Origin of the sequence: Micromonospora coerulea, from assembly GCF_016598485.1 — a bacterium.
Taxonomy (GTDB): Bacteria; Actinomycetota; Actinomycetes; order Mycobacteriales; family Micromonosporaceae; genus Micromonospora; species Micromonospora coerulea.
Genome location: NZ_JAEMUW010000016.1, coordinates 122257 through 144529, shown reverse-complemented (window position 1 = coordinate 144529; position 22273 = coordinate 122257). Strand labels below are relative to the sequence as shown.

General features: G+C 74.0%; 21 protein-coding genes. 12 read left to right on the top strand and 9 right to left on the bottom strand.

The genetic code is table 11. The features are described from left to right. Positions 1 to 46: 46 nt before the first annotated feature. Positions 47 to 964 (bottom strand): KPN_02809 family neutral zinc metallopeptidase, encoded by a 918-nt coding sequence (gene ypfJ / locus I8N68_RS21065; protein WP_200212844.1) that lies wholly within the window; start codon positions 962 to 964, stop codon positions 47 to 49. 248 nt (positions 965 to 1212) lie between these two features. Between ypfJ and I8N68_RS21060 the strand changes: the two genes are divergently transcribed. Further along, positions 1213 to 2817 carry an ABC-F family ATP-binding cassette domain-containing protein gene (locus I8N68_RS21060; protein WP_200212712.1) on the top strand — a complete coding sequence of 535 codons (1605 nt, stop codon included), beginning with the start codon at positions 1213 to 1215 and terminating at the stop codon, positions 2815 to 2817. Positions 2818 to 2874: 57 nt separating this feature from the next. On the opposite strand, the gene I8N68_RS21055 is transcribed toward I8N68_RS21060, so the two are convergent. Continuing rightward, positions 2875 to 3480, bottom strand: coding sequence for a cadmium resistance transporter (locus tag I8N68_RS21055; protein WP_307812905.1), 606 nt, complete (start codon positions 3478 to 3480; stop codon positions 2875 to 2877). Between the two features lie 244 nt (positions 3481 to 3724). On the opposite strand from I8N68_RS21055, the gene I8N68_RS21050 reads away from it, so the two are divergent. The 3 genes from I8N68_RS21050 to I8N68_RS21040 all read left to right on the top strand — a co-directional run bounded on the left by I8N68_RS21050 (position 3725) and on the right by I8N68_RS21040 (position 6863). Next, positions 3725 to 3952 (top strand): helix-turn-helix domain-containing protein, encoded by a 228-nt coding sequence (locus tag I8N68_RS21050; RefSeq protein WP_200212706.1) that lies wholly within the window; start codon positions 3725 to 3727, stop codon positions 3950 to 3952. A 46-nt stretch (positions 3953 to 3998) separates the two neighbouring features. Next, a complete protein-coding gene (locus I8N68_RS21045) occupies positions 3999 to 4766 on the top strand; it encodes an enoyl-CoA hydratase/isomerase family protein (RefSeq protein ID WP_200212699.1) in 768 nt (255 codons plus the stop codon). Positions 4767 to 4883: 117 nt separating this feature from the next. Then, positions 4884 to 6863 carry an ABC transporter ATP-binding protein gene (locus I8N68_RS21040; protein WP_200212840.1) on the top strand — a complete coding sequence of 660 codons (1980 nt, stop codon included), beginning with the start codon at positions 4884 to 4886 and terminating at the stop codon, positions 6861 to 6863. 24 nt (positions 6864 to 6887) lie between these two features. Here I8N68_RS21040 and mug read toward each other — a convergent pair whose 3' ends face one another. The 6 genes from mug to I8N68_RS21010 form a co-directional block, all read right to left on the bottom strand. Next, positions 6888 to 7466: a G/U mismatch-specific DNA glycosylase gene (mug, locus tag I8N68_RS21035; protein WP_200212693.1), complete on the bottom strand. Its 579-nt coding sequence runs from the start codon at positions 7464 to 7466 to the stop codon at positions 6888 to 6890. A gap of 169 nt (positions 7467 to 7635) precedes the next feature. Continuing rightward, positions 7636 to 8397, bottom strand: a complete 762-nt coding sequence (locus tag I8N68_RS21030; RefSeq protein WP_200212691.1) for an SDR family oxidoreductase — start codon at positions 8395 to 8397, stop codon at positions 7636 to 7638. Between the two features lie 42 nt (positions 8398 to 8439). After that, a complete protein-coding gene (locus I8N68_RS21025; RefSeq protein ID WP_200212685.1) occupies positions 8440 to 8889 on the bottom strand; it encodes an SCO6045 C-terminal-like domain-containing protein in 450 nt (149 codons plus the stop codon). Continuing rightward, the gene (locus tag I8N68_RS21020; protein WP_200212678.1) at positions 8886 to 9704 is read right to left on the bottom strand and encodes an MbnB/TglH/ChrH family RiPP precursor modification enzyme; all 819 of its coding nucleotides are present in this window, start codon (positions 9702 to 9704) and stop codon (positions 8886 to 8888) included. The genes I8N68_RS21025 and I8N68_RS21020 overlap by 4 nt, the downstream gene beginning before the upstream one ends. Next, complete coding sequence (locus I8N68_RS21015; RefSeq protein WP_200212671.1) at positions 9701 to 10618, bottom strand: TIGR04222 domain-containing membrane protein; 918 nt, start codon at positions 10616 to 10618, stop codon at positions 9701 to 9703. The genes I8N68_RS21020 and I8N68_RS21015 overlap by 4 nt, the downstream gene beginning before the upstream one ends. A gap of 122 nt (positions 10619 to 10740) precedes the next feature. After that, positions 10741 to 11313 carry a TetR/AcrR family transcriptional regulator gene (locus tag I8N68_RS21010; RefSeq protein WP_200212665.1) on the bottom strand — a complete coding sequence of 191 codons (573 nt, stop codon included), beginning with the start codon at positions 11311 to 11313 and terminating at the stop codon, positions 10741 to 10743. Positions 11314 to 11410: 97 nt separating this feature from the next. Here I8N68_RS21010 and I8N68_RS21005 point away from each other — a divergent pair, with 97 nt between their 5' ends. The 3 genes from I8N68_RS21005 to I8N68_RS20995 all read left to right on the top strand — a co-directional run bounded on the left by I8N68_RS21005 (position 11411) and on the right by I8N68_RS20995 (position 14088). Then, positions 11411 to 12265 carry a carbon-nitrogen hydrolase family protein gene (locus I8N68_RS21005; protein WP_200212663.1) on the top strand — a complete coding sequence of 285 codons (855 nt, stop codon included), beginning with the start codon at positions 11411 to 11413 and terminating at the stop codon, positions 12263 to 12265. A 61-nt stretch (positions 12266 to 12326) separates the two neighbouring features. After that, complete coding sequence (locus I8N68_RS21000; RefSeq protein ID WP_200212661.1) at positions 12327 to 12971, top strand: HAD family hydrolase; 645 nt, start codon at positions 12327 to 12329, stop codon at positions 12969 to 12971. Between the two features lie 187 nt (positions 12972 to 13158). Further along, on the top strand, positions 13159 to 14088 hold the full coding sequence (locus tag I8N68_RS20995; protein ID WP_200212660.1) for a serine protein kinase RIO: 930 nt from the start codon (positions 13159 to 13161) through the stop codon (positions 14086 to 14088). A 43-nt stretch (positions 14089 to 14131) separates the two neighbouring features. On the opposite strand, the gene I8N68_RS20990 is transcribed toward I8N68_RS20995, so the two are convergent. Next, positions 14132 to 14386 carry a DUF2630 family protein gene (locus I8N68_RS20990; RefSeq protein WP_200212659.1) on the bottom strand — a complete coding sequence of 85 codons (255 nt, stop codon included), beginning with the start codon at positions 14384 to 14386 and terminating at the stop codon, positions 14132 to 14134. Positions 14387 to 14519: 133 nt separating this feature from the next. Between I8N68_RS20990 and I8N68_RS20985 the strand changes: the two genes are divergently transcribed. The 5 genes from I8N68_RS20985 (at position 14520) to I8N68_RS20965 (ending at position 22213) form a co-directional block, all read left to right on the top strand. Continuing rightward, a complete protein-coding gene (locus I8N68_RS20985; RefSeq protein ID WP_200212658.1) occupies positions 14520 to 15437 on the top strand; it encodes a GNAT family N-acetyltransferase in 918 nt (305 codons plus the stop codon). A gap of 207 nt (positions 15438 to 15644) precedes the next feature. Continuing rightward, positions 15645 to 16982: a cytochrome P450 gene (locus tag I8N68_RS20980; RefSeq protein ID WP_200212657.1), complete on the top strand. Its 1338-nt coding sequence runs from the start codon at positions 15645 to 15647 to the stop codon at positions 16980 to 16982. Further along, positions 16979 to 17899: a terpene synthase family protein gene (locus I8N68_RS20975; RefSeq protein WP_200212652.1), complete on the top strand. Its 921-nt coding sequence runs from the start codon at positions 16979 to 16981 to the stop codon at positions 17897 to 17899. Before I8N68_RS20980 ends, I8N68_RS20975 begins: the two co-directional genes overlap by 4 nt. Then, the gene (locus I8N68_RS20970) at positions 17896 to 19542 is read left to right on the top strand and encodes a prenyltransferase/squalene oxidase repeat-containing protein (RefSeq protein WP_307812904.1); all 1647 of its coding nucleotides are present in this window, start codon (positions 17896 to 17898) and stop codon (positions 19540 to 19542) included. Before I8N68_RS20975 ends, I8N68_RS20970 begins: the two co-directional genes overlap by 4 nt. Before the next feature lie 112 nt (positions 19543 to 19654). Next, positions 19655 to 22213 (top strand): sensor histidine kinase, encoded by a 2559-nt coding sequence (locus I8N68_RS20965; RefSeq protein ID WP_200212650.1) that lies wholly within the window; start codon positions 19655 to 19657, stop codon positions 22211 to 22213. Positions 22214 to 22273 lie beyond the last annotated feature (60 nt).

The window sequence follows — 22273 nt, the reverse complement described above, 5'->3', positions numbered from 1 at the left end:
CGGTGGGCTCCCACCGGGTCGCCGGGGTCCTCGTCGTGCGGAGGGCCTAGAGGGTGCCGCCGAAGGTGTCGCAGCCCTTCGGGTCGCCGGTGGAGTAGCCCTTGGTGAACCACTGCTGACGCTGCTCGGACGTGCCGTGGGTGAACTCGTCCGGGTTCACCGGCCGGCCCGAACGCTGCTGGATCGCGTCGTCGCCGATCTTCTCGGCGGTGTCGATCGCCTGCTGGATGTCCTGCTCGGTGATGCTCTTGAAGATCTTCTGCCCCTGCGCGTCCGAGGTGCCGGTGGCGTTCTTGGCCCAGGCGCCGGCGTAGCAGTCGGCCTGCAGCTCCAGCTTCACCGACAGCGCATTGGCGTTGTTCGGGTCGCGCTGCTGCTGGCGGCGCATCTGCGCCTCGGTGCCGAGCAGGTCCTGCACGTGGTGGCCGTACTCGTGGGCCAGCACGTACGGCTGGGCGAACTCGCCCTCGGCGCCGAGCTGGTCGGCGAGCAGCCGGTAGAAGGTGAGATCGATGTACACCAGGTCGTCGGCCGGGCAGTAGAACGGCCCGACGCCGGAGTCGGCCTGCCCGCAGCCGGTGTTCACGCCCTGGCTGAAGAAGACCGTCTTGGACGGCCTGTACTGGTCGCCGAAGGCCTCGGGCAGGGCCTTGGTCCAGTACGCCTGGATCGAGTTGACGTAGAGGGTGTTGCGGCAGTCGAGCTGCTGCAGCGCGTCCTCGGTCGAGCACTTCTGCTCCAGCGAGGTGTTGTCGCCCTGGTCGGAGCCCCCGCCGTTGGTCGCCGCGTTGAGGCCGAACCCGCCGCCCACCAGGGCGACGAGGACGGCGATGATGAGGCCGACGAGGCCGCCGCGGCCCCCGCCGCCGATCGGGATAGGTATGCCCATCCCGCCGCCTCCGCCGGACCCTCGCCGGTCCTCCACCTGGCTGGTGTCGATCCGCGCGTTCTCGTTCAGCTCCATGTTGACCCCGATCACCGATTAGTCCGTGTCTGGTGGTTGCGGTACCGGACCGGGTCCGGACGAGGTTTTCGGTACCCGATGATCTTGCGCGGTAATCCGACGGGGGTGACCGAGCGGGCCCGGTACACTTGGCGGGTGCTGCGCTGCGAAGGCTGAACCGCCCCGCGCCGACGGGAACAACGAACCCGCCGGCGCTTTCGCGTGCCCTGAGTCAGCCCTTCCGGAATCCCGAGAGCGAGTGCCCCGAAATGATCAGTGCCACCGGCCTGGAACTGCGCGCCGGTTCCCGGATCCTGCTGTCCGACACCACCCTGCGGGTGCAGCCGGGTGACCGGATCGGTCTGGTCGGGCGCAACGGCGCCGGCAAGACCACCACCCTGAAGGTGCTGGCCGGCGAGGGACAGCCGTACGGCGGGCAGATCGACCGGCGCAGCGCGATCGGCTACCTGCCGCAGGACCCGCGGACCGGCGACCTGGAGGTCACCGGGCGCGACCGGGTGCTCTCCGCCCGCGGGCTGGACGTGCTGATGGCGCAGATGCAGGAGCTGGAGGCCAAGCTCGCCGAGGACACCGACGAGAAGCTGGTCCGCCGCTACGGCGCCCTGGAGGACCAGTTCGCCGCCCTGGGCGGGTACGCCGCCGAGGCCGAGGCGGCCCGGATCTGCGCCAACCTCGGGCTGCCCGACCGGGCGCTCGCGCAGACCATCGGCACCCTGTCCGGCGGTCAGCGCCGCCGGATCGAGCTGGCCCGGATCCTGTTCCGCGACGCCGGTGAGAACGGCGGCGGCATCCTGCTCCTCGACGAGCCCACCAACCACCTCGACGCCGACTCGATCACCTGGCTGCGCGGCTTCCTCGCCAACCACAAGGGTGGCCTGATCGTGATCTCCCACGACGGCTCGCTGCTGGAATCGGTGGTCAACAAGGTCTGGTTCCTCGACGCCACCCGCTCGGTGGTGGACGTCTACAACCTGGGCTGGAAGGCGTACCTGGAGGCGCGGGAGACCGACGAGCGGCGTCGCCGCCGGGAGCGGGCCAACGCCGAGAAGAAGGCCGGCGCCCTGATGGCCCAGGCCGACAAGATGCGGGCCAAGGCCACCAAGACGGTCGCCGCGCAGAACATGGCCCGCCGCGCCGAGAAGCTGATCTCCGGCCTGGAGGAGGTACGCCACGCCGACAAGGTGGCCAAGGTGCGCTTCCCCACCCCGGCGCCGTGCGGCAAGACCCCGCTCACCGCGACCGGCCTGTCCAAGTCGTACGGGTCGCTGGAGATCTTCACCGACGTCAACGTGGCGGTCGACCGCGGCTCCCGGGTGGCCATCCTGGGCCTCAACGGCGCCGGCAAGACGACCCTGCTGCGCATGCTCGGCGGCCTGCTCGAGCCGGACACCGGCGAGGTGCACGCCGGGCACGGGCTGCGGCTCGGCTACTACGCCCAGGAGCACGAGACGCTGGACGTGGACCGGACGATCCTGGAGCACATGCGCAGCGCGGCCAGCGACCAGACCGACACGGACCTGCGCAAGATCCTGGGCGCGTTCCTCTTCTCCGGCGACGACGTCGACAAGCCGGCCGGGGTGCTCTCCGGCGGCGAGAAGACCCGGCTGGCGCTGGCCACCCTGGTCTGCTCCGGCGCCAACGTGCTGCTGCTCGACGAGCCGACCAACAACCTCGACCCGGTCAGCCGGGAGCAGGTGCTCGACGCGATCGCCCGGTACCCGGGCGCGATCGTGCTGGTCACCCACGACCCGGGCGCGGTGCTGGCGCTCAAGCCGGACCGGGCGATCCTGCTGCCCGACGGTGACGAGGACGCCTGGAGTGACGACCTCCTCGAACTGGTCGAGCTGGCCTGACCCGGACCGCCCGGTCGCGGCCGTCCGCCGCGGCCGGGGTCGGTCGGCGGGGTCGGGTCAGCCGGCGAGGCCGGCCAGCCAGGCGAGGACGCCGGAGCTGACCAGGATCACCACGCCGATCCCGATGAACACGGCCGGGACCAGCCAGTGGCCGGCGCGGCCGATCAGCCGGACCACCCGGGGATGACTGCCCAGCCCGGCGGCGGCCGCGCACCAGACCGCCACCAGCGCGGCGAAGACCAGCAGGAACACCAGCCCGGCGCCCAGGTCGAGGGACCGGAACACCGGCACGTAGACGGCGATGTTGTCCGACCCGTTGGCGATCGTCACCCCGGCCACCCCGAGCAGGCCGCCGACGACGACGGCCGGCGGTGCGTCGGCGTCCGCCCGGTTCAGCAGTGCGCGGATCCCCAGCCCGATCGGCAGCAGGCCGAGCAGGCCGGTCCACGGGTCCGGGACGACCAGCAGCCCGGCGGCGACCACCACCGCCGCGCCGACCAGCGCGCCGATGCCCAGGTACTGGCCGGCCACGATGTGCCAGGGGCGGGGCCGCCCGGCCTGCCGGGCCGCCACGAAGAGCACCGTCAGCACGACGATGTCATCGATGTTGGTGGCGGCGAAGACGGCGGCCGCGGCGGCCGCGGTGGCGGGCAGGTCGGTCACCCGAGGCAGCGTACGGGGGCGTCGGGCCGAGCCGACGAACCATGATCGATCGGTCGGACGGACGGCGCGGCGGGACGGTCGGGCGGCGGGCCGTCAGCCGGTCAGGAGGATCACTCTATCGGGAAGCTGACATCGCATAGCGTGTCGGTTGGCGAAGAGTTGATATCTGGCGCATGATCGTTCGAGACGGTCTAATAGGTGGGACCGTATCCGAACCGCACAGTCTGCGACGTGAGGAATCAGCATGGCCTCCACTGGCACAGCCACCAGCACTGAGAAGGGTCGCCGGATCGTCGGAGCCGAGCGTCAGACGCTCGCCAAGGACCTGGTAAAGCGGTACACCTCGGGTGAGAGCATCCGCGCCCTGGCCGCCTCGACCGGCCGTTCCTACGGGTTCATCCACCGGGTGCTCACCGAGTCCGGAGTGCAGCTGCGGCAGCGCGGCGGCGCCCGGCGCCGCAAGAAGGCGTGACCCGGCCACCAGCGTCGTCCATCAGCGTCGTGCTCCGGGTCGTCCGGTGACCGCCGAGACGACCGGGGTACGACTCGACTGCGACGGGCCGGTCGCCACGGTCACGTTGTGCCGGCCCGACGTGCTCAACGCCCAGACCCCGGCGATGTGGCGCGCCATGAGCGACTTCTCCCGGGACCTGCCCGGCGACGTCCGTGTCGTCGTCGTGCGCGGCGAGGGGCGGGCGTTCTCGGCCGGTCTTGACCTGTCGGTGGCCGGCGCCTCCGGTCCCGGGTCCTTCGCCGAGCTGTCCACCCTGCCCGAGCAGGAGTGCGCCGACCGGATCGCCGCGTACCAGGCCGGCTTCACCTGGCTGCACCGCCCCGACGTGATCTCGGTGGCCGCCGTGCAGGGGCACGCCATCGGCGCCGGGTTCCAGCTCGCCCTCGCCTGCGACCTGCGGGTGCTCGCCGAGGACGCCACGTTCTCCATGGCCGAGGTGACCCTCGGCCTGGTCCCCGACCTCGCCGGCACCAAGCGTCTGGTGGAGCTGGTCGGCTACGCCCGCGCCCTGGAGATCTGTGCCACCGGCCGCCGGATGGACGCCGCCGAGGCAGACCGGATCGGGCTCGCCAACCTCGTCGTGCCCCGCGTGGAGCTGGACGGCGCGGTGCGGGACCTCACCGCCGGCCTGCTGGCCGGCGACCGGGACGCGGTGGTCGAGATCAAGGCGCTGCTCGCCGGCGCTGCCGGGCGTACCCACGCCGAGCAGCAGCGCGCCGAGCGGGAGGCGCAGACCCGTCGGCTGCGGGACCTGGCCGGCCGGGGGGAATAGTAGTAAGGACCGTTCGGGAAGATCCGGGTTACTCGCGAGGTTGTCGTAGTCGTCGGGAGAATTGACCCGACGGTTCTCCGCTGCCGACGACCCCGGAGGTGACGAGTGTCCAACCCGATGGCCGGTGGCGGCATGGGCGGCTGGAGCATGCTCCGGTCGATGCGCAGCCGCGACGAGGTCTCCAGCCACCAGCTCAAGCGCGGCACCGCCAGGCGGATCGTCGCCTTCGCCGAGCCGTACCGGCGGGACATCGTGGTCTTCCTGGTCACCGTGGTGATCTCCGCGGTCATCGGGGTGGCGACCCCGGTGCTCGCCGGTCACGTGATCAACGCGATCAACCGCGGCGGTACCGAGGCGGGCTCGACGGTGGTCCGGCTCGCCCTGGTGATCGCCGCGCTGGCGGTCGCCGACGCGCTCTTCTCGCTCGCCCAGCGCTGGTACTCCGCGCGGATCGGCGAGGGGATCATCCTCGACCTGCGCACCCGGGTCTACGACCACGTGCAGCGGATGCCGCTGCAGTTCTTCACCCGCACCCAGACCGGCGCCCTGGTCAGCCGGCTCAACAACGACGTGCTGGGCGCCCAGCGGGCCTTCACTTCCACGCTGTCCGGGGTGGTCAGCAACGTCATCCAGCTGGTGCTCACCGCCGGCGTGATGTTCACGCTCTCCTGGCAGATCACGGTGCTGTCGCTGATCCTGCTCCCGATCTTCATCATCCCGGCCCGGCGGGTGGGCAAGCGGCTCGCCGAGATCACCCGGGAGTCGTACAACCTCGACGCGAAGATGAACGCGACCATGACCGAGCGGTTCGGCGTGGCCGGGGCCCTGCTGGTCAAGCTCTTCGGCTCGCCGGACGTCGAGGCCCGCCGGTTCGCCGGCCGGGCCGAACGGGTCCGTGACATCGGCATCCAGTCCGCGATGTACTCCCGCACCTTCTTCGTCGCCATGCTGCTGGTGGCCTCGCTGGCCCAGGCGCTCACCTACGGTCTCGGCGGCTGGCTGGCGGTCACCGGTGCGGTCAGCGCCGGCACGGTGGTCACCCTCGCGCTGCTGCTCACCCGCCTGTACGGGCCGCTGACCGCGCTGTCCAACGTCCGGGTGGACGTGATGAGCGCGCTGGTCTCCTTCGACCGGGTCTTCGAGGTGCTCGACCTGCGCCCCGGCATCGAGGAGAAGCCCGGCGCGGTGCCCGTACCCCGGGGCAACGGCCGGGTGGAATTCCGCGACGTCCGATTCCGCTACCCCAGCGCGGCGGAGGTGTCGCTGGCCTCCCTGGAGGAGGTCGCCACCCTGGACCGCACGGTCAACGAACCGGTCCTCAAGGGCGTCTCGTTCGCCGTCGAGCCCGGGCAGATGGTCGCCCTGGTCGGCCCCTCGGGCGCCGGCAAGTCGACGCTGTCCATGCTCATCTCCCGGATCTACGACGTCAGCGACGGCCAGGTCGTGGTCGGCGGCGTCGACGTCCGGGACGCCACCCTCGCGTCGCTGCGCGACGAGATCGGCGTCGTCACCCAGGATTCGCACCTGTTCCACGAGACCATCGCGGAGAACCTGCGCTACGCCAAGCCGGACGCCACCGACGACGAGATCTGGGCCGCCCTGGCCGGGGCGCAGGTCGCCGACCTGGTCCGGTCCCTGCCGGACGGGCTGGATACCACCGTGGGGGAGCGGGGCTACCGCTTCTCCGGCGGCGAGAAGCAGCGCATCGCCATTGCCCGGCTGCTGCTCAAGGCCCCGTCGATCGTGATCCTCGACGAGGCCACCGCGCACCTCGACTCGGAGAGTGAGGCCGCCGTGCAGCGGGCGCTGTCGGTGGCGCTGACCGGGCGTACCGCGCTGGTGATCGCGCACCGGCTCTCCACCGTCCGGGACGCCGACCAGATCCTCGTCCTCGACGAGGGGCGGATCGTCGAGCGGGGTCGGCACGACGAGCTGGTCGCCGTCGGCGGCCTCTACGCCGAGCTGTACCGCACCCAGTTCGCGGTCGCCGACTCGCCCACCCCGTTCGTCGACGCCACCGGCCCGGAGCCGGTGATCACCATGCCGATGGCGACCTACGTGGCCGACGAGGCGATGCCGCCCGCCGCCGCGAACTGACCCGGCGGCGCCCGCCACCGGAGCTCAGCCGGCGGTCGTCGCGGCGCGCAGCTCGGCGAAGGCGGCACCCAGCGTCGCCACGGTGAAGTGCGCGTTCAGCCCGCTCGGGTTGGGCAGCACCCAGAGCCGGGCGCCGGCGAGCAGCTCCGGCTGCGGGCCGAAGGCCGCCTTCGGCCGGGTGAAGCCGATCCGGTACGCGGTCACCCCGACCACCGCCACCCACCGCGGCCGGTACCGCGCGACCTTCGCGGTGAGCAGGTCCGCGCCGGCCAACAGCTCGTCGGCGGTCAGCTCGTCGGCCCGGGCGCTGGCCCGGGCGACCATGTTGGTGATGCCCAGCCCGCAGTCGAGCAGCTCGCCCTGCTCGCTGGGGTGCAGCTGGCGCGGGATGAAGCCGCCGCGGTGCAGCGCCGGCCAGAACCGGTTGCCCGGCCGGGCGAAGTGCCAGCCGGTCGCCGCCGACCAGAGCCCCGGGTTGATCCCGACGAACAGCACGTCCAGCCGCGGTGCGATCACATCCGGGATCGTCCGGTCCGCCGCCGCGGCCAGCTCCTCGCGGGTGGGCCGCGGGCCGCGGCGGGTGGCGGACGGCACCATCGCCATACCGCCGTCGATCGGTTCACCGGCCCGCCGGCGCCCGCCGGAAGCCGCCGCCGGATCAGCGTCGGCCCGCTCCGGGGCTGCCCGCCGTCGGCGCCGGCCGGACGCTGCCGCCCGCCCGTCGCCGGGCGGCTCCGGCGCTGCCGGATGTCCGTCCGTCACCGGTTCGTCGTCACAGGCCGCGCAGCGCGCCGCCGTCGACCGGCACCGTGGCCCCGGTGAGGTAGCTGGCGGCGGGGGAGAGCAGGAACGCGGCCACCCGGCCGAACTCCGCGGGCTCGCCGATCCGGCGCAGCGGGATGCCGGCCTCCGCCTCGGCGCGTGCTCGCTCGGCGTCGCCGGTGGCGGCGAAGAGCTGCTGGCTGCGGTCGGTCATGATCCGCCCGGGCAGCAGGCCGATCACGCGTACCCCGCGGGCGCCGTACTCGTCGGCCATGTCCTTGGCCGCCCCGACCAGGCCGGGGCGCAGGCCGTTGGAGATACCGAGGCCGGGTACCGGGCTGCGGGCCGAGGTGGACAGCACCAGCCCGATCGCGCCGCCGTCGGTGAGCGCGGCGGCGACCGTGCGGACGGTGCGGACGGTGCCGAGGAAGACCGTCTCGAAGGACTCCCGCCACTGCTCGTCGGTCACCTGGGCGGCGGTGCCCGGCGGCGGTCCGCCGACCGAGACGAGCGCGCCGTCGAGCCGGCCGAACCGCTCCCGGGCGGCGCTGACCAGCCGGAGCGGCGTCTCCGGATCGGTCAGGTCGGCGCTCAGCCCGATCGCCCGCTCCGGGCCGCCGAGCGCCTCGACCGCGGCGGCCACCTGCTCCGGTGTGCGGGCCGAGAGCACCACCCGGGCGCCGTCGGCGACGAGGTGTTGCGCGGTGGCGAAGCCCAGGCCACGGGAAGCGCCGGTGAGCACGTACACCCGGTCAGCCAGTCCGAGATCCATGCGGCCGATCCTGCCGTACGCCGGATCGCCGCGCCAGCCGGCTCAGCGGGAGGCGGGGCGCAGCAGGCGTACCCGACCCGCCAGCTGCACCGCGACGGCGCCGCCGGCCCGGCCCACGGCCGGGAGCCGGCGCGGCCGGGGCGGGCGGTGGCCGTCGTAGCGGGCGGCGGCCTCCCGGGCGGCCAACTCCTCCGCGCCGAGCGCCGGCAGCGTGCCGCGATCGCGCAGCTCCCGGGCCAGGTCCCAGCCGTCGCGCAGCGACCCGTTCGTGGGGCGGCCCGCCGCCCAGCCGCCGAACGTCGCCGGCCAGGCCGCACCCAGTCCCGCGGCGAGCAGCGGCCAGTGCCGGGCCACGTCGCCGCCGCGCTTGCGCAGCAACGCCCGGCGCGCGGCGTCGACCGGCGCGGGGGCGAACCCGGCCGGCAGCGGACCCCCGGCGACCAGCGCCGCGACCAGCTCCGCCTGCCGCGCGGCCAGGTCGCCCCCGGTCACGTGACCACCGGGAACCCGGCGGCGGCGGCGAGCGCGTCGAGTTCGCCGCGCAGCTCCGCCGCCGGCGGGTAGTGCCCGTCGCGCTCCAGCAGCAGGGCCGGCGGCCGGTGCCGGGCGCACAGCTCGCCGACCAGGTCGAGCACCTCGGCGGGGACCGGGTCGGTGTGCGTGTCGTGGTAGAAACCGCCCTGGTCGGCCCCGCCCGCCACGTGCACGTAGGCGACCCGGTCCAGCGGCAGCCGGTCCAGCAGCGCCAGCGGATCCGCGCCCCGGTTGCGGGCGTTGGCGTGCACGTTGGCCACGTCCAGCAGCAGCAGCGCCCCGGTGGCGTCCAGGATCTCGGTCAGGAAGGCCGCCTCGTCCAGTTCGTCGTCCGGCCAGTCGAAGAGCGCGGCGATCGGCTCCAACGCGATCGGCACCGGCAGCTCGGCCTGGGCCCGCCGGACGTTCGCCACCACCGCGGCGACGGCCTCCCGGCTGCGCGGCAGCGGCAGCAGGTGCCCGGCCTCCAGCCCACCGGCCCGGACGAACGCGATGTGCTCGCTGACCAGCGGCGCGTCGACCCGCGCGGCCACCCCGGCCAGGTGGGCCAGCCGGGCCGGATCCACCGGCTCGGCGCCGCCGAGGGAGAGCTTCACCCCGTGCGGTACGACGGTGATCCCGCGCCCGCGCAGCTCGGCGAGACCGGCGGGCAGCGGCCCCGCGGGGGCCACCGTCTCGGCGACCACCTCGACGAAGCGCAGCCGGGGCAGGTCGGCCACGAATCCGGCGATCTCCGGCCGCCAGCCGATGCCCACCCCGTGCGGCCCGGTCATCCGCCGCACCCGCCTCCGCCGCCGCAGCCGCCGCCGCCTCCGCAGGAGCTGCCCCCGCCGCAGGAGCTGGTGCTGCCGCCGCTGCAGGAGCTGCCTCCGCCCGACGAGCTGCCGGAGATCGCCTGGCGCTGGATCTCCGCCTGCTCGGCGAAGCCGGGGTCCATCGTCCACAGGGTCGCGGTGCCGAACAGCGCCACCCCCATCGCCGCGTCCGACGGGCCGTAGGTGGCGTACGCGGGCGCCGAGGCGGGTGCCAGGTAGGTGTGCCGGCGGCGCAGCTCGCGCAGCGCCCGGTCGGCCGCGCGGGTCCGCCAGGGCACCCGGCTGAGCAGCACCACGGCGACGAAGACCGGGACCAGGGTGAGCATCAGGAAGCCGGCCGGGCGACCGTTCGACAGCCCCACGAAGAGCCGGATCCCGCCGAGCACCAGCAGGGCGGCCAGCAGTATCGGACCCCGCCGGGCGGCGGCCCGACGGGCCGGGGCGAGCGCCAGCCCGCGTTCCTGCAGACCGTCGCGGAGCTGTTCGAGCGCCCGGACCACCCACTCGTCGCGGCGCAGCTCCCGGGCGTGGACGTGCTTGCCGGCCGCGTTGTAGATCGCCTGGTCCAGCGGGGTGACCCCGGCGGGCATCGAGGCGCCGGTGGTGAGCCGCCGGTCGGGCCGGACGCCCACCACGCCGCCGCGCCGCAGCCCGCCGAGCGCCGTCCAGACCGCGAGCTGGTCGCCGCCGTTGAGGTACGCCACCTGCTGCGGCCCGAGCTGCCCGACGCCGTCGGCGGACGTGCCGGCGAGGGTGCGGAAGCGGTGAACCAGGGTGCCGACGAGCACCGCCGCCACCGCCACGAGGTACCAGCGCAGGAAAACCGGGCCGGGGATGCCCCAGGTGTCGCCCGGGGCGGCGAGAACGGTCATGTTCTGCTCCTGTCGCGCGAGGGAACGCGGCCCCATTGTGGAGCAGACCCGCCACCGGTGGTCCGGCCCGCGGACCGAGTTACCAGACCGAGATTCGGCGGGGCGTACCGGCGCCGGGCCGGTCAGCGGCGGCGGACCGCCTCCTCGACCAGGTCGAGCACCGGCCCCAGGTCCCCGGCCGGGCGGCCCATCGCCAGGTGCAGCACCAGCCCGTCGTACGCCAGCTCCAGGAACTGGGCGAGCACGTCGATCGGCACGTCCTCGCGGAGCACCCCGGCCTCCCGCTGGCGGACCAGCCGGTCCCGGGTGGCCTCGGCGATCGCGGCGGAGCGTTCCGCCCAGCGCCGGGCGAAGGCCGGGTCGGTGCGCAGCCGCCGGGAGACCTCCAGCTGGCTGCCCAGCCAGCCGGTGGTGTCCGGGGAGACGGCCCGGGCGAGCAGGTCCCGCATGACCTGCACCAGACCGTTGCGGGCCACGGTCGCCACCATCGCGGCGGCGTCGTCCTCGGCGACGGCCAGGAAGAGCGAGTCCTTGTCCCGGAAGTGGTGGAAGATCGCGCCCCGGGACAGCCCGGTGGCCTCCTCCAGGCGCCGTACGGTGGCGCCCTCGTAGCCGTGCCGGGCGAAACACGCCCGCGCGGCGCCGAGGATCTCCTGCCGGCGCGCGTCGAGCTGGTCCTGACTTACTCTGGGCACGGAACGATCGTGTCAGGTGCCCCGGGACGATGCAAACCGTACGTACGGCTTGGGTTCGGGAGAGTCGGCGCCGGGTCGGGCGGTCTAGGATCCCCCCGTGAACCAGGCCACCCCACTGCCCGCGCACCCGCTGACCGTGGCGGCCGTGCAGGCCGAGCCGGTCCCCGGTGACGTCGCCGGCAACGCCGCCACCGCCGCGAGGCTGGTCGGCCGGGCCGCCGGCGCCCGGATCGCCGTGCTGCCGGAGCTGTTCCTGCCGGCGTACCACCCGCCGACCCTGGCCGCCGACCCCACCGGCACCGACCTGGCCGCCGCCGCGGACGGGCTGGTTGACGATCCGCGGCTCGACCCGCTGCGGCAGGCCGCCCGGGGCGCCGGGACCACGGTGGTGGTGGGCGCCGCCGTCCGGCACCCCGACGGCCGGCGGACCATCTCCTGCCTCGTCGTCGACACCGCCGGCGTCGCCCGGTCGGCGTACGACAAGCAGCAGATCTGGGGCGGCGAGCGTGAGCTGTTCGACGCGGGCCGGCGCGGCGCCACCCTGCTGGTCGACGGCTGGCGGTTCGGCCTGGGCATCTGCTACGACGGCTGCTTTCCCGAGCACGGCCGGGCCGCCGCTGCCGACGGCGCGCACGGTTACCTCTGCCCCAGCGGCTACCTGGCCGGCTCGCAGCACCGGCGCGACCTCTACTACGCCGCCCGCGCCCTGGACAACACCATGTACGTCGTCTTCGCCAACGCCGTCGGCGGCGCCGACCCGTGGCGGTTCAACGGCGGCGCGGCGGTGTACGACCCGGAGGGCCGTCCGCTGACCCGCGGCGCCGACGCGGGCGAGGACGTACTGCTGGCCACCCTGGACCCGGCGGCGCTGGCGGCCACCCGGGCGGCGCACACCATGCTGGGCGACCGTCCCGCTGACGACGGGCTCCCCCGAACGGTGCTGGCCGGCTGACCGACGGCGCGAGTGCGCCCGGCCCTGTCGGGCGCACACCTCGGTCCCGTAGGGTGCGCGAGTGCCGCTGCTCCTGCTGGACCTGGACAACACCCTGCTCGACCGGACCGGGGCGTTCCGCGCGTGGGGAGTGCGCTTCCTGGACAGCGTCGGGGCGCCGCCCGCCGACATCGACTGGCTGCTCTCCGTCGACGCGGACGGGCTGACCGACCGGTGGGACGTCGCGGACGCCATCCGGGACCGGTACGACCTGCGCATCCCCTCGATCGACCTGGTCGACGAGCTGCACGACGGGCTGGTCGCGAACACCCGGCTCGACCCGTTGGTCGCCTGCGCGCTGCGGATCGCCGACGACGCGGGCTGGGTGCCCGTCGTGGTCAGCAACGGCGCGGTACGCCAGCAGGACGCGAAGATCCGCCGGACCGGGCTGGACCGGTACGTCGCGGAGTGGGTGATCTCCGAGGAGGCCGGGGTCAGCAAGCCCAACCCGAGGATCTTCGCGCTCGCCGCCCAGCGCGCCCGGATGCCGCTGCGTGGCGCCTGGGTGGTGGGGGACAGCCCGGAGGCCGACATCGGCGGGGCGGCCGCGGTCGGCCTGCCCAGCGTCTGGCTGCACCGGGGCCGGAGCTGGGCGGACAACCGGTTCGCGCCCACCCGCACGGTGGACGGTCTGATCGCCGCGGTGGCCACCGTGCTCGCCGGCTGAGCCGCCCCCGGTCGCTGGCCCGGTTTCCGTAATTCGGTTGACCGGCGGCGGGCCGGTGGCGAGCATGGTGCCGCGCGAGGGCGCAGCCGGGCGACGCCCCGGTCGAGGAGAGGAGGTCGGTCATGGCCGTCTTTGCAGGGTCGTTCCACCTGCCTCCACCAGCCTCGACCAAGGGATCACCGAACCCGTGCGTGAACACGACCTCCCGGCGCGCGAGCGCCGTGGCCGCGGCAAGAGCCGCTTCGACGACGACGAACCGTATTACCTGAAGCACGGCCGGCCCACCGAGCCGGCCCTCACCGAGCCCGACGACGAGCCCGAGCCCGAGGACCGCTGGTCCTCCTGGGACGAGGCCGTGCACGGGCCGGAACCCCACCCCGAGTGGCTGGTCACCGAACTGGCCGCGAAGGACACCGAGCTCGGCGTGCTGAAGACCGGCAAGGAGGCGGACGTCCACCTCGTCCGCCGGGCCGTGCCGGAGACCGGCCGGTCCTGCCTGTTGGCGGCGAAGCGCTACCGGGACGCCCAGCACCGGCTCTTCCACCGCGACGCCGGCTACCTCGAGGGGCGGCGGGTCCGTCGGTCCCGGGAGAACCGGGCGATGGCCGGGCGGACCGCGTTCGGCCGGCAGATGATCGCCGGGCAGTGGGCGGCGGCCGAGTTCGCGGCGCTGGCCCGGCTCTGGGAGATCGGCGCCGAGTCCGGGCGGATCGCCGTGCCCTACCCGGTGCAGTTGCTCGGCACCGAGCTGATGCTGGAGTTCGTCGGCGACGCCGACGAGGGGCAGGCCGCGCCGCGGCTGGCCCAGCTCCGCCCGGAACCGGCCGAGCTGCGCGACCTGTGGGAGCAACTGGTCGACGCCCTGGTCGTGCTGGCCCGCGCCGGGTACGCGCACGGCGACCTGTCCCCGTACAACCTGCTGGTGCACCGGGGACGGCTGGTCATGATCGACCTGCCGCAGGTGGTCGACGTGGTGGCCAACCCGCAGGGTCCGGAGTTCCTCGCCCGGGACGTCCGGGTGGTCGGCGCGTGGTTCGTCGCGCGCGGGCTGCCGGCGCCCGAGGCCGATCCGGCCGAGCTGACCGGGCTGCTGCTGCGGGAGGCGGGCGTCCGCTGAGCCGACGGGGTCCCGGGCGGGTCGCCCCGCCCGGGACCCGGGTTCACTGGAGGTAGCGCTCGACCGCCGGCACCGGCCGCTCGCCCTGAGCGTCCGGATCGCCGTGCGCCTGCCGGGCCGCCCGGCGGCGGCGCAGCAGGTCCCAGCACTGGTCGAGGGATTCTTCCAACGCCCGCAGCCGTTCCTTGGCCTCGTCGTCGGTGCCGGACTCGTGCTCCTGCGCGGCGGAGCGGAGCCGGTGCTCCTCGTCGACCAGTTCGGAGATCCGGTTCAGGATGGTCTTGTCGTCCATGCCCATGAGCCTGGCACAGGCCGCCCGGACACGCCCACGTTCTCCCCGCCGGCACGCCCCGAACCGGGCGGCGCCGACGCCCGACGGTATCCGGTGGCGGGGTGCTCGGGCGTGGTGGCGCAAGGGTAGGTTGCCGGCGATGGCCGTCATCATCCGTGCCTTCCGGTCCGCCGACGCCCGCGCCGCCGCGGCGGCGCTCCGGGCCGGCGCGCCGTACCAGGTGGTCACGCCGGAGCTGCTTGGCTGGCAGGCCACCTCGGCGCCGGCGGCCGAGCGTCATGCCGCGCTCGTCGCCGAGTCTGCCGGGGAGCTGGTGGGCGTGGCGCGGACCGGGCTGCTCCACGAGAGCGCGGAGCCGGGGCTGGGCTTCGCCAACGTCACCGTGCACCCGCACCGCCGCGGCCGGGGCGCCGGTGCCGCGCTGCTGGCCGCCGCTGAGGAGCGGCTCGCGGGGCTGGGCGTGCTGACCGCGTACGCCAAGGTGGCCGACGATCCGGCGGCGATCGCCCTGGCCGAGCGGCGCGGCTACCGGCGCGGCCGGCTGGCCCGGCTGCTCCACCTCGACCTGGCCGCGACCGAGCTGCCGCAGGTTCCGGCGCCGTCCGGGGTCCGGCTCACCTCGGCGGCGGAGCTGGCCGACCCGAAGGCTCTCTACGCGGCGGACCTTGACGTCTCCCGGGACGAGCCCGGCGAGGTGGGGATGGACGAGATCTCCTACGACGACTGGCGAGCCGCCTATTGGGATCGACCGGACCTGGATCGCTCACTGACCTCGGTGGCGCTGGTGGATGATGTGGTGGTGGCGTTCAGCTTTGCGCTGACCGACGGGCGGGACCGCTACCAGTCGGGCATGACCGGCACCCGGCGCGCGTACCGCGGAATGGGCCTCGCGCGTCCGGTCAAGCTGGCCGGCCTGCGCCGGGCGTGGCACGCCGGCTATCGGCACGCGGTGACCAGCAACGACGCCGAGAGCGAGGCGATGCTTGCCGTCAACCGCCGACTGGGCTACCGAGTGGTCGGCCGCGAGTGGCGGTACCGGCGGGAGTTGCGCCGTTGAGCTGTCCCGACGGCATCCTTTGTGGACTATAAAACTTTCCACTGCGAAAATTCTTCTTTCACCGTCTAGAGAAAATTGCTCGGACGGTGTCATGCTTCCCGGGACCGTGACTCGGCACAGTCGTCCGACCACAAACCGTTGCCCGAAGGGGGCCCGCAGCAGGTGGAAGCAGCAGCCAGGCAGGCCGGTACCCGGCGAGCGGACTCGATGCCGTTACGTCAGATCCTGCCCGGCCTGCTCCGGGATCCGGCCCGGGCGCTCGTGGACTGCGGCGAGCGGTCCCGGGGGGAGGTCGTCCGACTCAACCTCGGCGCGTTCCGGCCCTTCCTGGTCACCCACCCCGAGCACCTGCAACGGGTGCTGCGTGAGCGGTCCGACAACTACGTGCGCGCTGGGGACGGGCTCCAGTGGCGACCGCTCAAGCGGCTGTTCGGCGAGGGGATCCTCAGCGACGGTCGACACTGGACGGACAGCCGGCACATCCTGCAACCCCTCTTCACCGCCCGGCGGATCGACTCGCTGGTGGACACCCTGGCTGAGGTGATCGACGACGCGGTCGCCGAGCTGGACGCGCCGGCCCGGTCCGGAAGCCCGGTCGACATGGGCGTCGAGCAGGCCCGGATCGTCTGCCGGGCCATCATGCGGGTCTTCTTCGCCGACAAGATCTCGGTGCCCGACGCCATGCGGATCATGGAGGCGCAGGACGTCATCGCCTGGTCGGTGATGCCCCGCATCGCCGTACCGTGGGCCCCGCTGGCCGTGCCGATGCCCGGTGACCGGAGCTTCCGTCGGGCCGTCCAGACCATCGACGACCTGCTGCTGCCCATCGTCCGGGCCTCCCGGGAGACCGCCGACGACGACGGCGACGACGTCATCGCGACGCTCTGGCGCGGCCGTACGCCCGATGGCCGCCGGCTCGACGAGTGGCAGGTCCGCAACGACACCGTGGCCATGGTCGCCACCACCACCGAGACCACCATCAGCGTCCTCACCTGGCTCTGGCCGCACCTCGAGGCGGCCCCGCAGGTCGCCGCCCAGCTGAACGAGGAGATCGACCGGGTGGTCGGCGACGGGCCGATCCGCGGCGCCCATCTCAAGGAGCTGCGGTACACCCGGCAGGTCCTGGACGAGTTGCTGCGGCTCTATCCGATCGGCTGGCTCTTCCCCCGGCGGGCGGTCGAGGAGGACGTGGTGGGCGGCGTCCGCATCCCCGCCGGGTCGACCATCGTGGTCAGTCCGCTCATCACCCACCGGATGTCGATGTTCTGGGACCGGCCGGAGGTCTTCGACCCCGACCGGTTCGCGCCGGAGCGGGTTCGCGGCCGGCACCGGTACGCGCACTTCCCGTTCGGCGGGGGCCCGCACCAGTGCCTCGGTATGCACCTGTTCTACCTGGAGGCGCTGCTGATCGTGGCCACCGTGCTGCGCCGCTACCGCTTCCGGCTGCGCCGGCCGGAGCTGCCCGGGATCAAGGTCGCTGCGGCGCTGCGCCCCCGGCAGCGGGTGGAGGTGACGCTCGAGCCGGCCCTGGGCGGGACCGCATGACCCCGTCCGCCCAGCTGACCGACGTGGTCCCCGAACAGATGCGGGTCGCGGCCGAGCAGGGCCGGATCTGGGCCCTGGCGGCGCGGGGGCAACGCGACCTCGCCGAGCTGGCGGCCGGGTACCCGGAGCTCTTCCCGGCCCGGCCGTTCGACGCGGCGCTGTTCGGCAACATCGCCGCGGCGATCGCCTTCGGCGCGCCTTGGTGCGATGCCGCGCGACTGCGGGTCACGAACCGCGCCGTGCTCTGGGGCTTCGCGCTGGACTGGCTCGTCGACTACGTCGCCACCTCCCGTACGGAGATCGACCGGATCACGGTCCGCTGCCTGGCCGTGGCCGACGGCGGCGTACCCGCCGCGGATGACCCGCTCGGCCGCTTCCTGGCGGAGTTGCGCGACGAACTGGCCACCGTCGCGGCGTTCCCCGATCTCCGTCCCGTCTGGCGGGCCGAGCTGCGCAAGGTGCTCGACGCCATGGCCCGGGAGTGGGACTGGAAGCAGGCCTCCGGGACGGACGGCGCCCCGGTCGCGCTGCCGAGCCTCGACGACTACCTGGACAACGCCGACAACCTGGCCTGCACCGTGGTCAACGTCGCCCATTGGATCTACTCCGGCGACCCGGCCACCTTCGCCCACCTCGACCCGCTCATCGAGGCCAGCGCCGAGGTCCAGCGCATCCTGCGCCTCGTCAACGATCTCGGCACGTACGAGCGGGACCTGCGATGGGGGGACCTCAACGCCCTGCTGCTGGTCGACGACCGGAGCCAGGTGGAACGCCGCATCGACGAGCTGGTGGCGCGGGCGGGGGAGCTGCTGGCCCCGCTGGAGCGCAGCTGCCCTGAGCAGGCCCGGTACCTGGCCCGGCAGATCGGCTTCAGCAGCGGGTTCTACCGCTCCGCCGACTTCTGGGGAGCATTGTGACCAGCACCCCGTGGGTCGATGCCCGCCAGTACGACAGCCGCTCCGCCCGTGCTGACCCGCCGGACCGTACCGCGGCGGACGGCCTGCTCACCGCCCTGCTCCGGCAGCCCGCCGGGCAGCTCACCCCCTCGGTGTACGAGACCGGCCGGCTGGTCACCCTCGCACCCTGGCTGCGCGGCCACGACCAGCGGCTGCGCCACCTGGTCGACCACCAGCGCGCCGACGGCGGCTGGGGCGCGCCGGAGGGGTACGCGCTGGTGCCCACGCTGAGCGCGGTCGAGGCCCTGCTGAGCACCCTCGCGGCCGGCCGACCCGCCGGGGTGCCCCGGGACGAGCTGCGCGCCGCCGCCCGGCGCGGAGTGGCCGCGCTCTCCGGTTGGCTCGGTACCGCCCTGCGGATGTCGGTGCCGGACACCCCCGCCGCCGACCTGATCGTGCCCACCCTCGTCGACGCGGTGAACGGGCACCTGCGCGGTCTCGACGACCAGCCGGACCCGCGGTGGCTGCCCACGACGGCGCCCCTGTTGCTGCCCGCCGGCATGGACCGCCGGCGGTTGGACGCCCTGCGCGGACTGCTCGCCGCCGGTCGACCCGTGCCGCAGAAGTTGCTGCACGCCCTGGAGGTGCTGGGGCCCGCCGCGCGGCACCGCGCGGACGTCGTACCGGTCGTGGGCGCGGTCGGCGCGTCGCCCGCGGCCACCGCCGCCTGGCTCGGCGAGCCGGGGGGCACGACCGACCCGAGCGTGGCCTACCTGGAGGAGGCGGTCCAGCGGCACGACGGGCCGGTGCCCTGCTGCACCCCGATCTCCGTCTTCGAGCGGTCCTGGGTGCTGGCGAACCTGGCCCGGGCGGGGCTGCGCGCCCGTCCGGCGCCCAGCCTGATCGCCGAGCTGACCGCGGCGCTCGGGCCGGAGGGCACGCCGACCGGACCCGGGCTGCCGGCCGACGCCGACACCACCTCCGTCACGCTGTACGCGCTCGCCCGGGCCGGCCACCCGGTGCACCCGGCCAGCCTGATCCGCTACGAGCAGGACGGTCACTTCTGCACCTGGCCGGGGGAGGATGGCCGGTCGGTCACCACCAACGCGCACGTGCTCGAGGCGCTCGGCTGGCATGCCGGCCGGAGCGCCGCCGACGGTGATCCCGCGGCCCGTCGACTGCTCCGCCTCGCCCGCTGGCTGCGGGAGCAGCAGCACCCTGACGGCCGCTGGTGCGACCGCTGGCACGCCTCGCCGTACTACGCCACCTCGTGCCTGGTCATGGCGCTGGACCGGTACGCGCCGGCCGCCGTCGCGGCGGAGTCGGTGGACCGGGCCGTCGACTGGGTGGTCGGCACCCAACGCGCCGACGGGTCGTGGGGCCGCTGGTCGGGCAGTCGGGAGGAGACCGCGTACGCGCTGCACGTGCTGCTCGGCGTCAGCCGGCCGGTGCGGCCCGGGGTGGCCGAGTCGGCGCGGCGGGGCGTGGCCTACCTGTCCGCGACGACCGGCCGGCAGGACGACCCACCACTGTGGCACGACAAGGACCTTTACGCTCCGGTCCTCATCGTCCGCTCGGCCGTTGTCGCCGCTCAGCATCTCGCCGCCGCCCGGCCCGAGCTGGCCGGGCCGGCGCCGACCGGCCGCCGGACGCTATCGTCATGATCAGGAACGCTTGAGTGACGTCCGTGACACTGCTAGCGTGCGCCGGGGTCGATGCGTGTAGGTCGCGGCACGCCGACTCTCGATCCGCACGGGCCACGCCAGGGACGGTGTAATGCGCTTCCGCAGCTCAAACCTGCGTACCAAGGTTGTTGCCCTGCTCGCTTCCCTGGTCGCGCTCTGGTCCTTCACCGCGTGGGTGACCGTACGGGACGGGATCAACCTGCTCGGGGTGCAGGCGCTGGACAGCAGGGTCTTCGACCCCACCGAGCCGCTGCTGCTCCAGTTGCAGCTTGAGCGCCGGACGTCGCTGAGCTACCTCGGCCGCTCCGGGGACGAACGGCGGTCCGAACTGGCCCAGGTCCGGCAGCGCACCGACGAGTTGACCACGGAGTTCGCGAAGTCCACGGGGAACTGGCAGGTCGGTCTCTTCGGCGCGGACAAGCTGCACCAGCGGATCGACGAGCTGATCACCGGGCTGGGTGAGCTTCCCGCGACCCGGGCCGCGGTCGACAACAAGAGCATCGACCGGGCGGGCGCGGGTGTCGCCTTCACCGGGCTGATCGAGGGGATCTACCGGGTCTACGACGCGCTGGGCAACCTCGACGACGAGCAGGTGGCCGAGGACACTGCGGCGCTGATCGGCCTGAACCGGGCCCGCGAGTTGCTGTCCCAGGAGGACGCGCTGCTCGCCGGCGTGCTGGCGGCTGGCCGGATCACCCCCGCCGAGCAGGCGCAGTTCGCCCAGGTGGTGGGTGCCCGACGATTCACCGCCGGCCAGTCCATCGTCCGGCTCCCGGCCGCCGACCAGGATCGCTACGAGCGGATGCTGGCCGGTCCGACGTACGTGCGGCTGGCCGACCTGGAGAGCCGGGTCATGCAGAGCGCCCACAACAGGGTGCCGGTGACCGTCGCCGCCTGGGAGGGCACGATCGGGTCCGCGCTCAGCGAGACCGGTCAGGTGGTGCTCGCCGGCGGCGACGACGTGGTGCAGCGGGCGACGCCGGTCGCGGTCGGCGTCATCATCCGGATGGTGCTGGCGGCCGGCCTCGGCCTGCTCGCCGTCATCGCGTCCATCGTGGTGTCGATCACCACCGCCCGATCGCTGGTCCGGCAGCTCGAACGGCTGCGTGAGGCCGCGTTCCGGCTGGCCAACGAGCGGCTGCCCGGGGTCGTGGAGCGGCTGGGCCGGGGCGAGGAGGTCGACGTCGCCCGGGAGGCGCCGCCGTTGCAGTTCGGCGACGACGAGATCGGTCAGGTGGGCAAGGCCTTCAACGCGGTGCAGGAGACCGCGATCCGGACCGCCGTCGAGCAGGCCGAGCTGCGCCGCAGCGTCCGCGAGGTCTTCCTCAGCCTGGCCCGGCGTACCCAGGCGCTGGTGCACCGCCAGCTGACCCTGCTCGACGCGATGGAACGCCGCGAGCACGACGCCGAGGAGCTGGAGGACCTGTTCCGGGTCGACCACCTCGCCACCCGGATGCGGCGCAACGCGGAGAACCTGATCGTGCTCTCCGGCTCCGCCCCAGGCCGGGCGTGGCGCCGCAACGTCCCGATGGTCGACGTGGTCCGCGGCGCGGTGGCCGAGGTGGAGGACTACACCCGCGTCAACGTGCTGCCGCTGGGCCCGGTGTCGCTGGCCGGCCGGGCCGTCGGCGACGTTATCCACCTGCTGGCCGAGCTGATCGAGAACGGCCTGTCGTTCTCGCCTCCGCACACCACCATCGAGGTGCGTGGCCAACTGGTCGGCAACGGGTTCGCCATCGAGATCGAGGACCGGGGCCTCGGGATGAACGAGGAGGACCTCGCCGCCGCGAACCACCGGATCGTCGACCGGTCCGAGCTGAACCTGGCCAACGCCGCCCGGCTCGGCCTGTACGTGGTCAGCCGGCTCACCGAGCGGCACGGCGTGCGGGTACAGCTCAAGGAGTCCGCGTACGGCGGCACGACCGCGGTGGTGCTGATCCCGCTGGAACTGGTCACCGACGAGGGCCCGGACCCGATCAGCTCCGGCGGATTTCGGGTCGGCGCGGGTGGCGGCACGGCGGACAGCACGCCCGGGCGGACCGCCTCGACCGGCGAGCAGCCGGGCGCGCCGGTGGCGCTCGCCGAGCCGACCACCCCCGAGGCCGAGGGTCCGGCGACGACGTCGGAGGAGCCGCCGACCCGGCCGGACCCGGTGCGCGTTTGGGCCGACGAGGCCGACGAGAGCGACGAGGCCGACGTGGACGGGGCGGGCGAGTCGCCGGTCACGGAGTCGGGGCTGCCGGCTCGTACCAGGCGACGGACCGGGCCGCCGGGGCTGGACGGCCCCACCTTCCCTACCGGCCTGCCGATCACCGCCGGACGGTCCCTCGGGGACGGCGTCGTCGCCCCGACGCCGACGCACGCCGCGGCGGTGGCCGACGGACCGGCCGCCGGCTCGGAACCCGCCCGGACCGACTCCGGCCTGCCGGTTCGGGTCCGGCAGGCGAGCATCGCACCGGAGCTGCGTGACGATCCGTCCATGTCGGACGCTGACCCGGAGGACGACGAGATGCGTCCGCCGGAGCAGGTCCGCCGGATGATGAGCTCCTACCAGAGCGGAACTCGGCGCGGCCGCACCGACGCAGCACGACTCCTGGGCGGGGCGACCCGCGGAACGGGGCCGGACACCGGCGACGAGCCGGCGACCTGAGGACGACCCGGCCGGGCGGCACCCGGTGCCGGCCGGTACGGCGGAGCGCAGACGAGCAAC

Bases quoted from the DNA above. Each gene is read 5' to 3' on its own strand.
- I8N68_RS21020 (WP_200212678.1), bottom strand. From the start codon at position 9,704: ATGACCGGGCCGCACGGGGTGGGCATCGGCTGGCGGCCGGAGATCGCC.
- I8N68_RS21040 (WP_200212840.1), top strand. From the start codon at position 4,884: ATGGCCGGTGGCGGCATGGGCGGCTGGAGCATGCTCCGGTCGATGCGC.
- I8N68_RS21050 (WP_200212706.1), top strand. From the start codon at position 3,725: ATGGCCTCCACTGGCACAGCCACCAGCACTGAGAAGGGTCGCCGGATC.
- ypfJ (WP_200212844.1), bottom strand. From the start codon at position 964: ATGGAGCTGAACGAGAACGCGCGGATCGACACCAGCCAGGTGGAGGAC.
- mug (WP_200212693.1), bottom strand. From the start codon at position 7,466: ATGGCGATGGTGCCGTCCGCCACCCGCCGCGGCCCGCGGCCCACCCGC.
- I8N68_RS20965 (WP_200212650.1), top strand. From the start codon at position 19,655: ATGCGCTTCCGCAGCTCAAACCTGCGTACCAAGGTTGTTGCCCTGCTC.
- I8N68_RS20985 (WP_200212658.1), top strand. From the start codon at position 14,520: ATGGCCGTCATCATCCGTGCCTTCCGGTCCGCCGACGCCCGCGCCGCC.
- I8N68_RS21060 (WP_200212712.1), top strand. From the start codon at position 1,213: ATGATCAGTGCCACCGGCCTGGAACTGCGCGCCGGTTCCCGGATCCTG.
- I8N68_RS21030 (WP_200212691.1), bottom strand. From the start codon at position 8,397: ATGGATCTCGGACTGGCTGACCGGGTGTACGTGCTCACCGGCGCTTCC.
- I8N68_RS21015 (WP_200212671.1), bottom strand. From the start codon at position 10,618: ATGACCGTTCTCGCCGCCCCGGGCGACACCTGGGGCATCCCCGGCCCG.
- I8N68_RS20990 (WP_200212659.1), bottom strand. From the start codon at position 14,386: ATGGGCATGGACGACAAGACCATCCTGAACCGGATCTCCGAACTGGTC.
- I8N68_RS20975 (WP_200212652.1), top strand. From the start codon at position 16,979: ATGACCCCGTCCGCCCAGCTGACCGACGTGGTCCCCGAACAGATGCGG.
- I8N68_RS20980 (WP_200212657.1), top strand. From the start codon at position 15,645: ATGCCGTTACGTCAGATCCTGCCCGGCCTGCTCCGGGATCCGGCCCGG.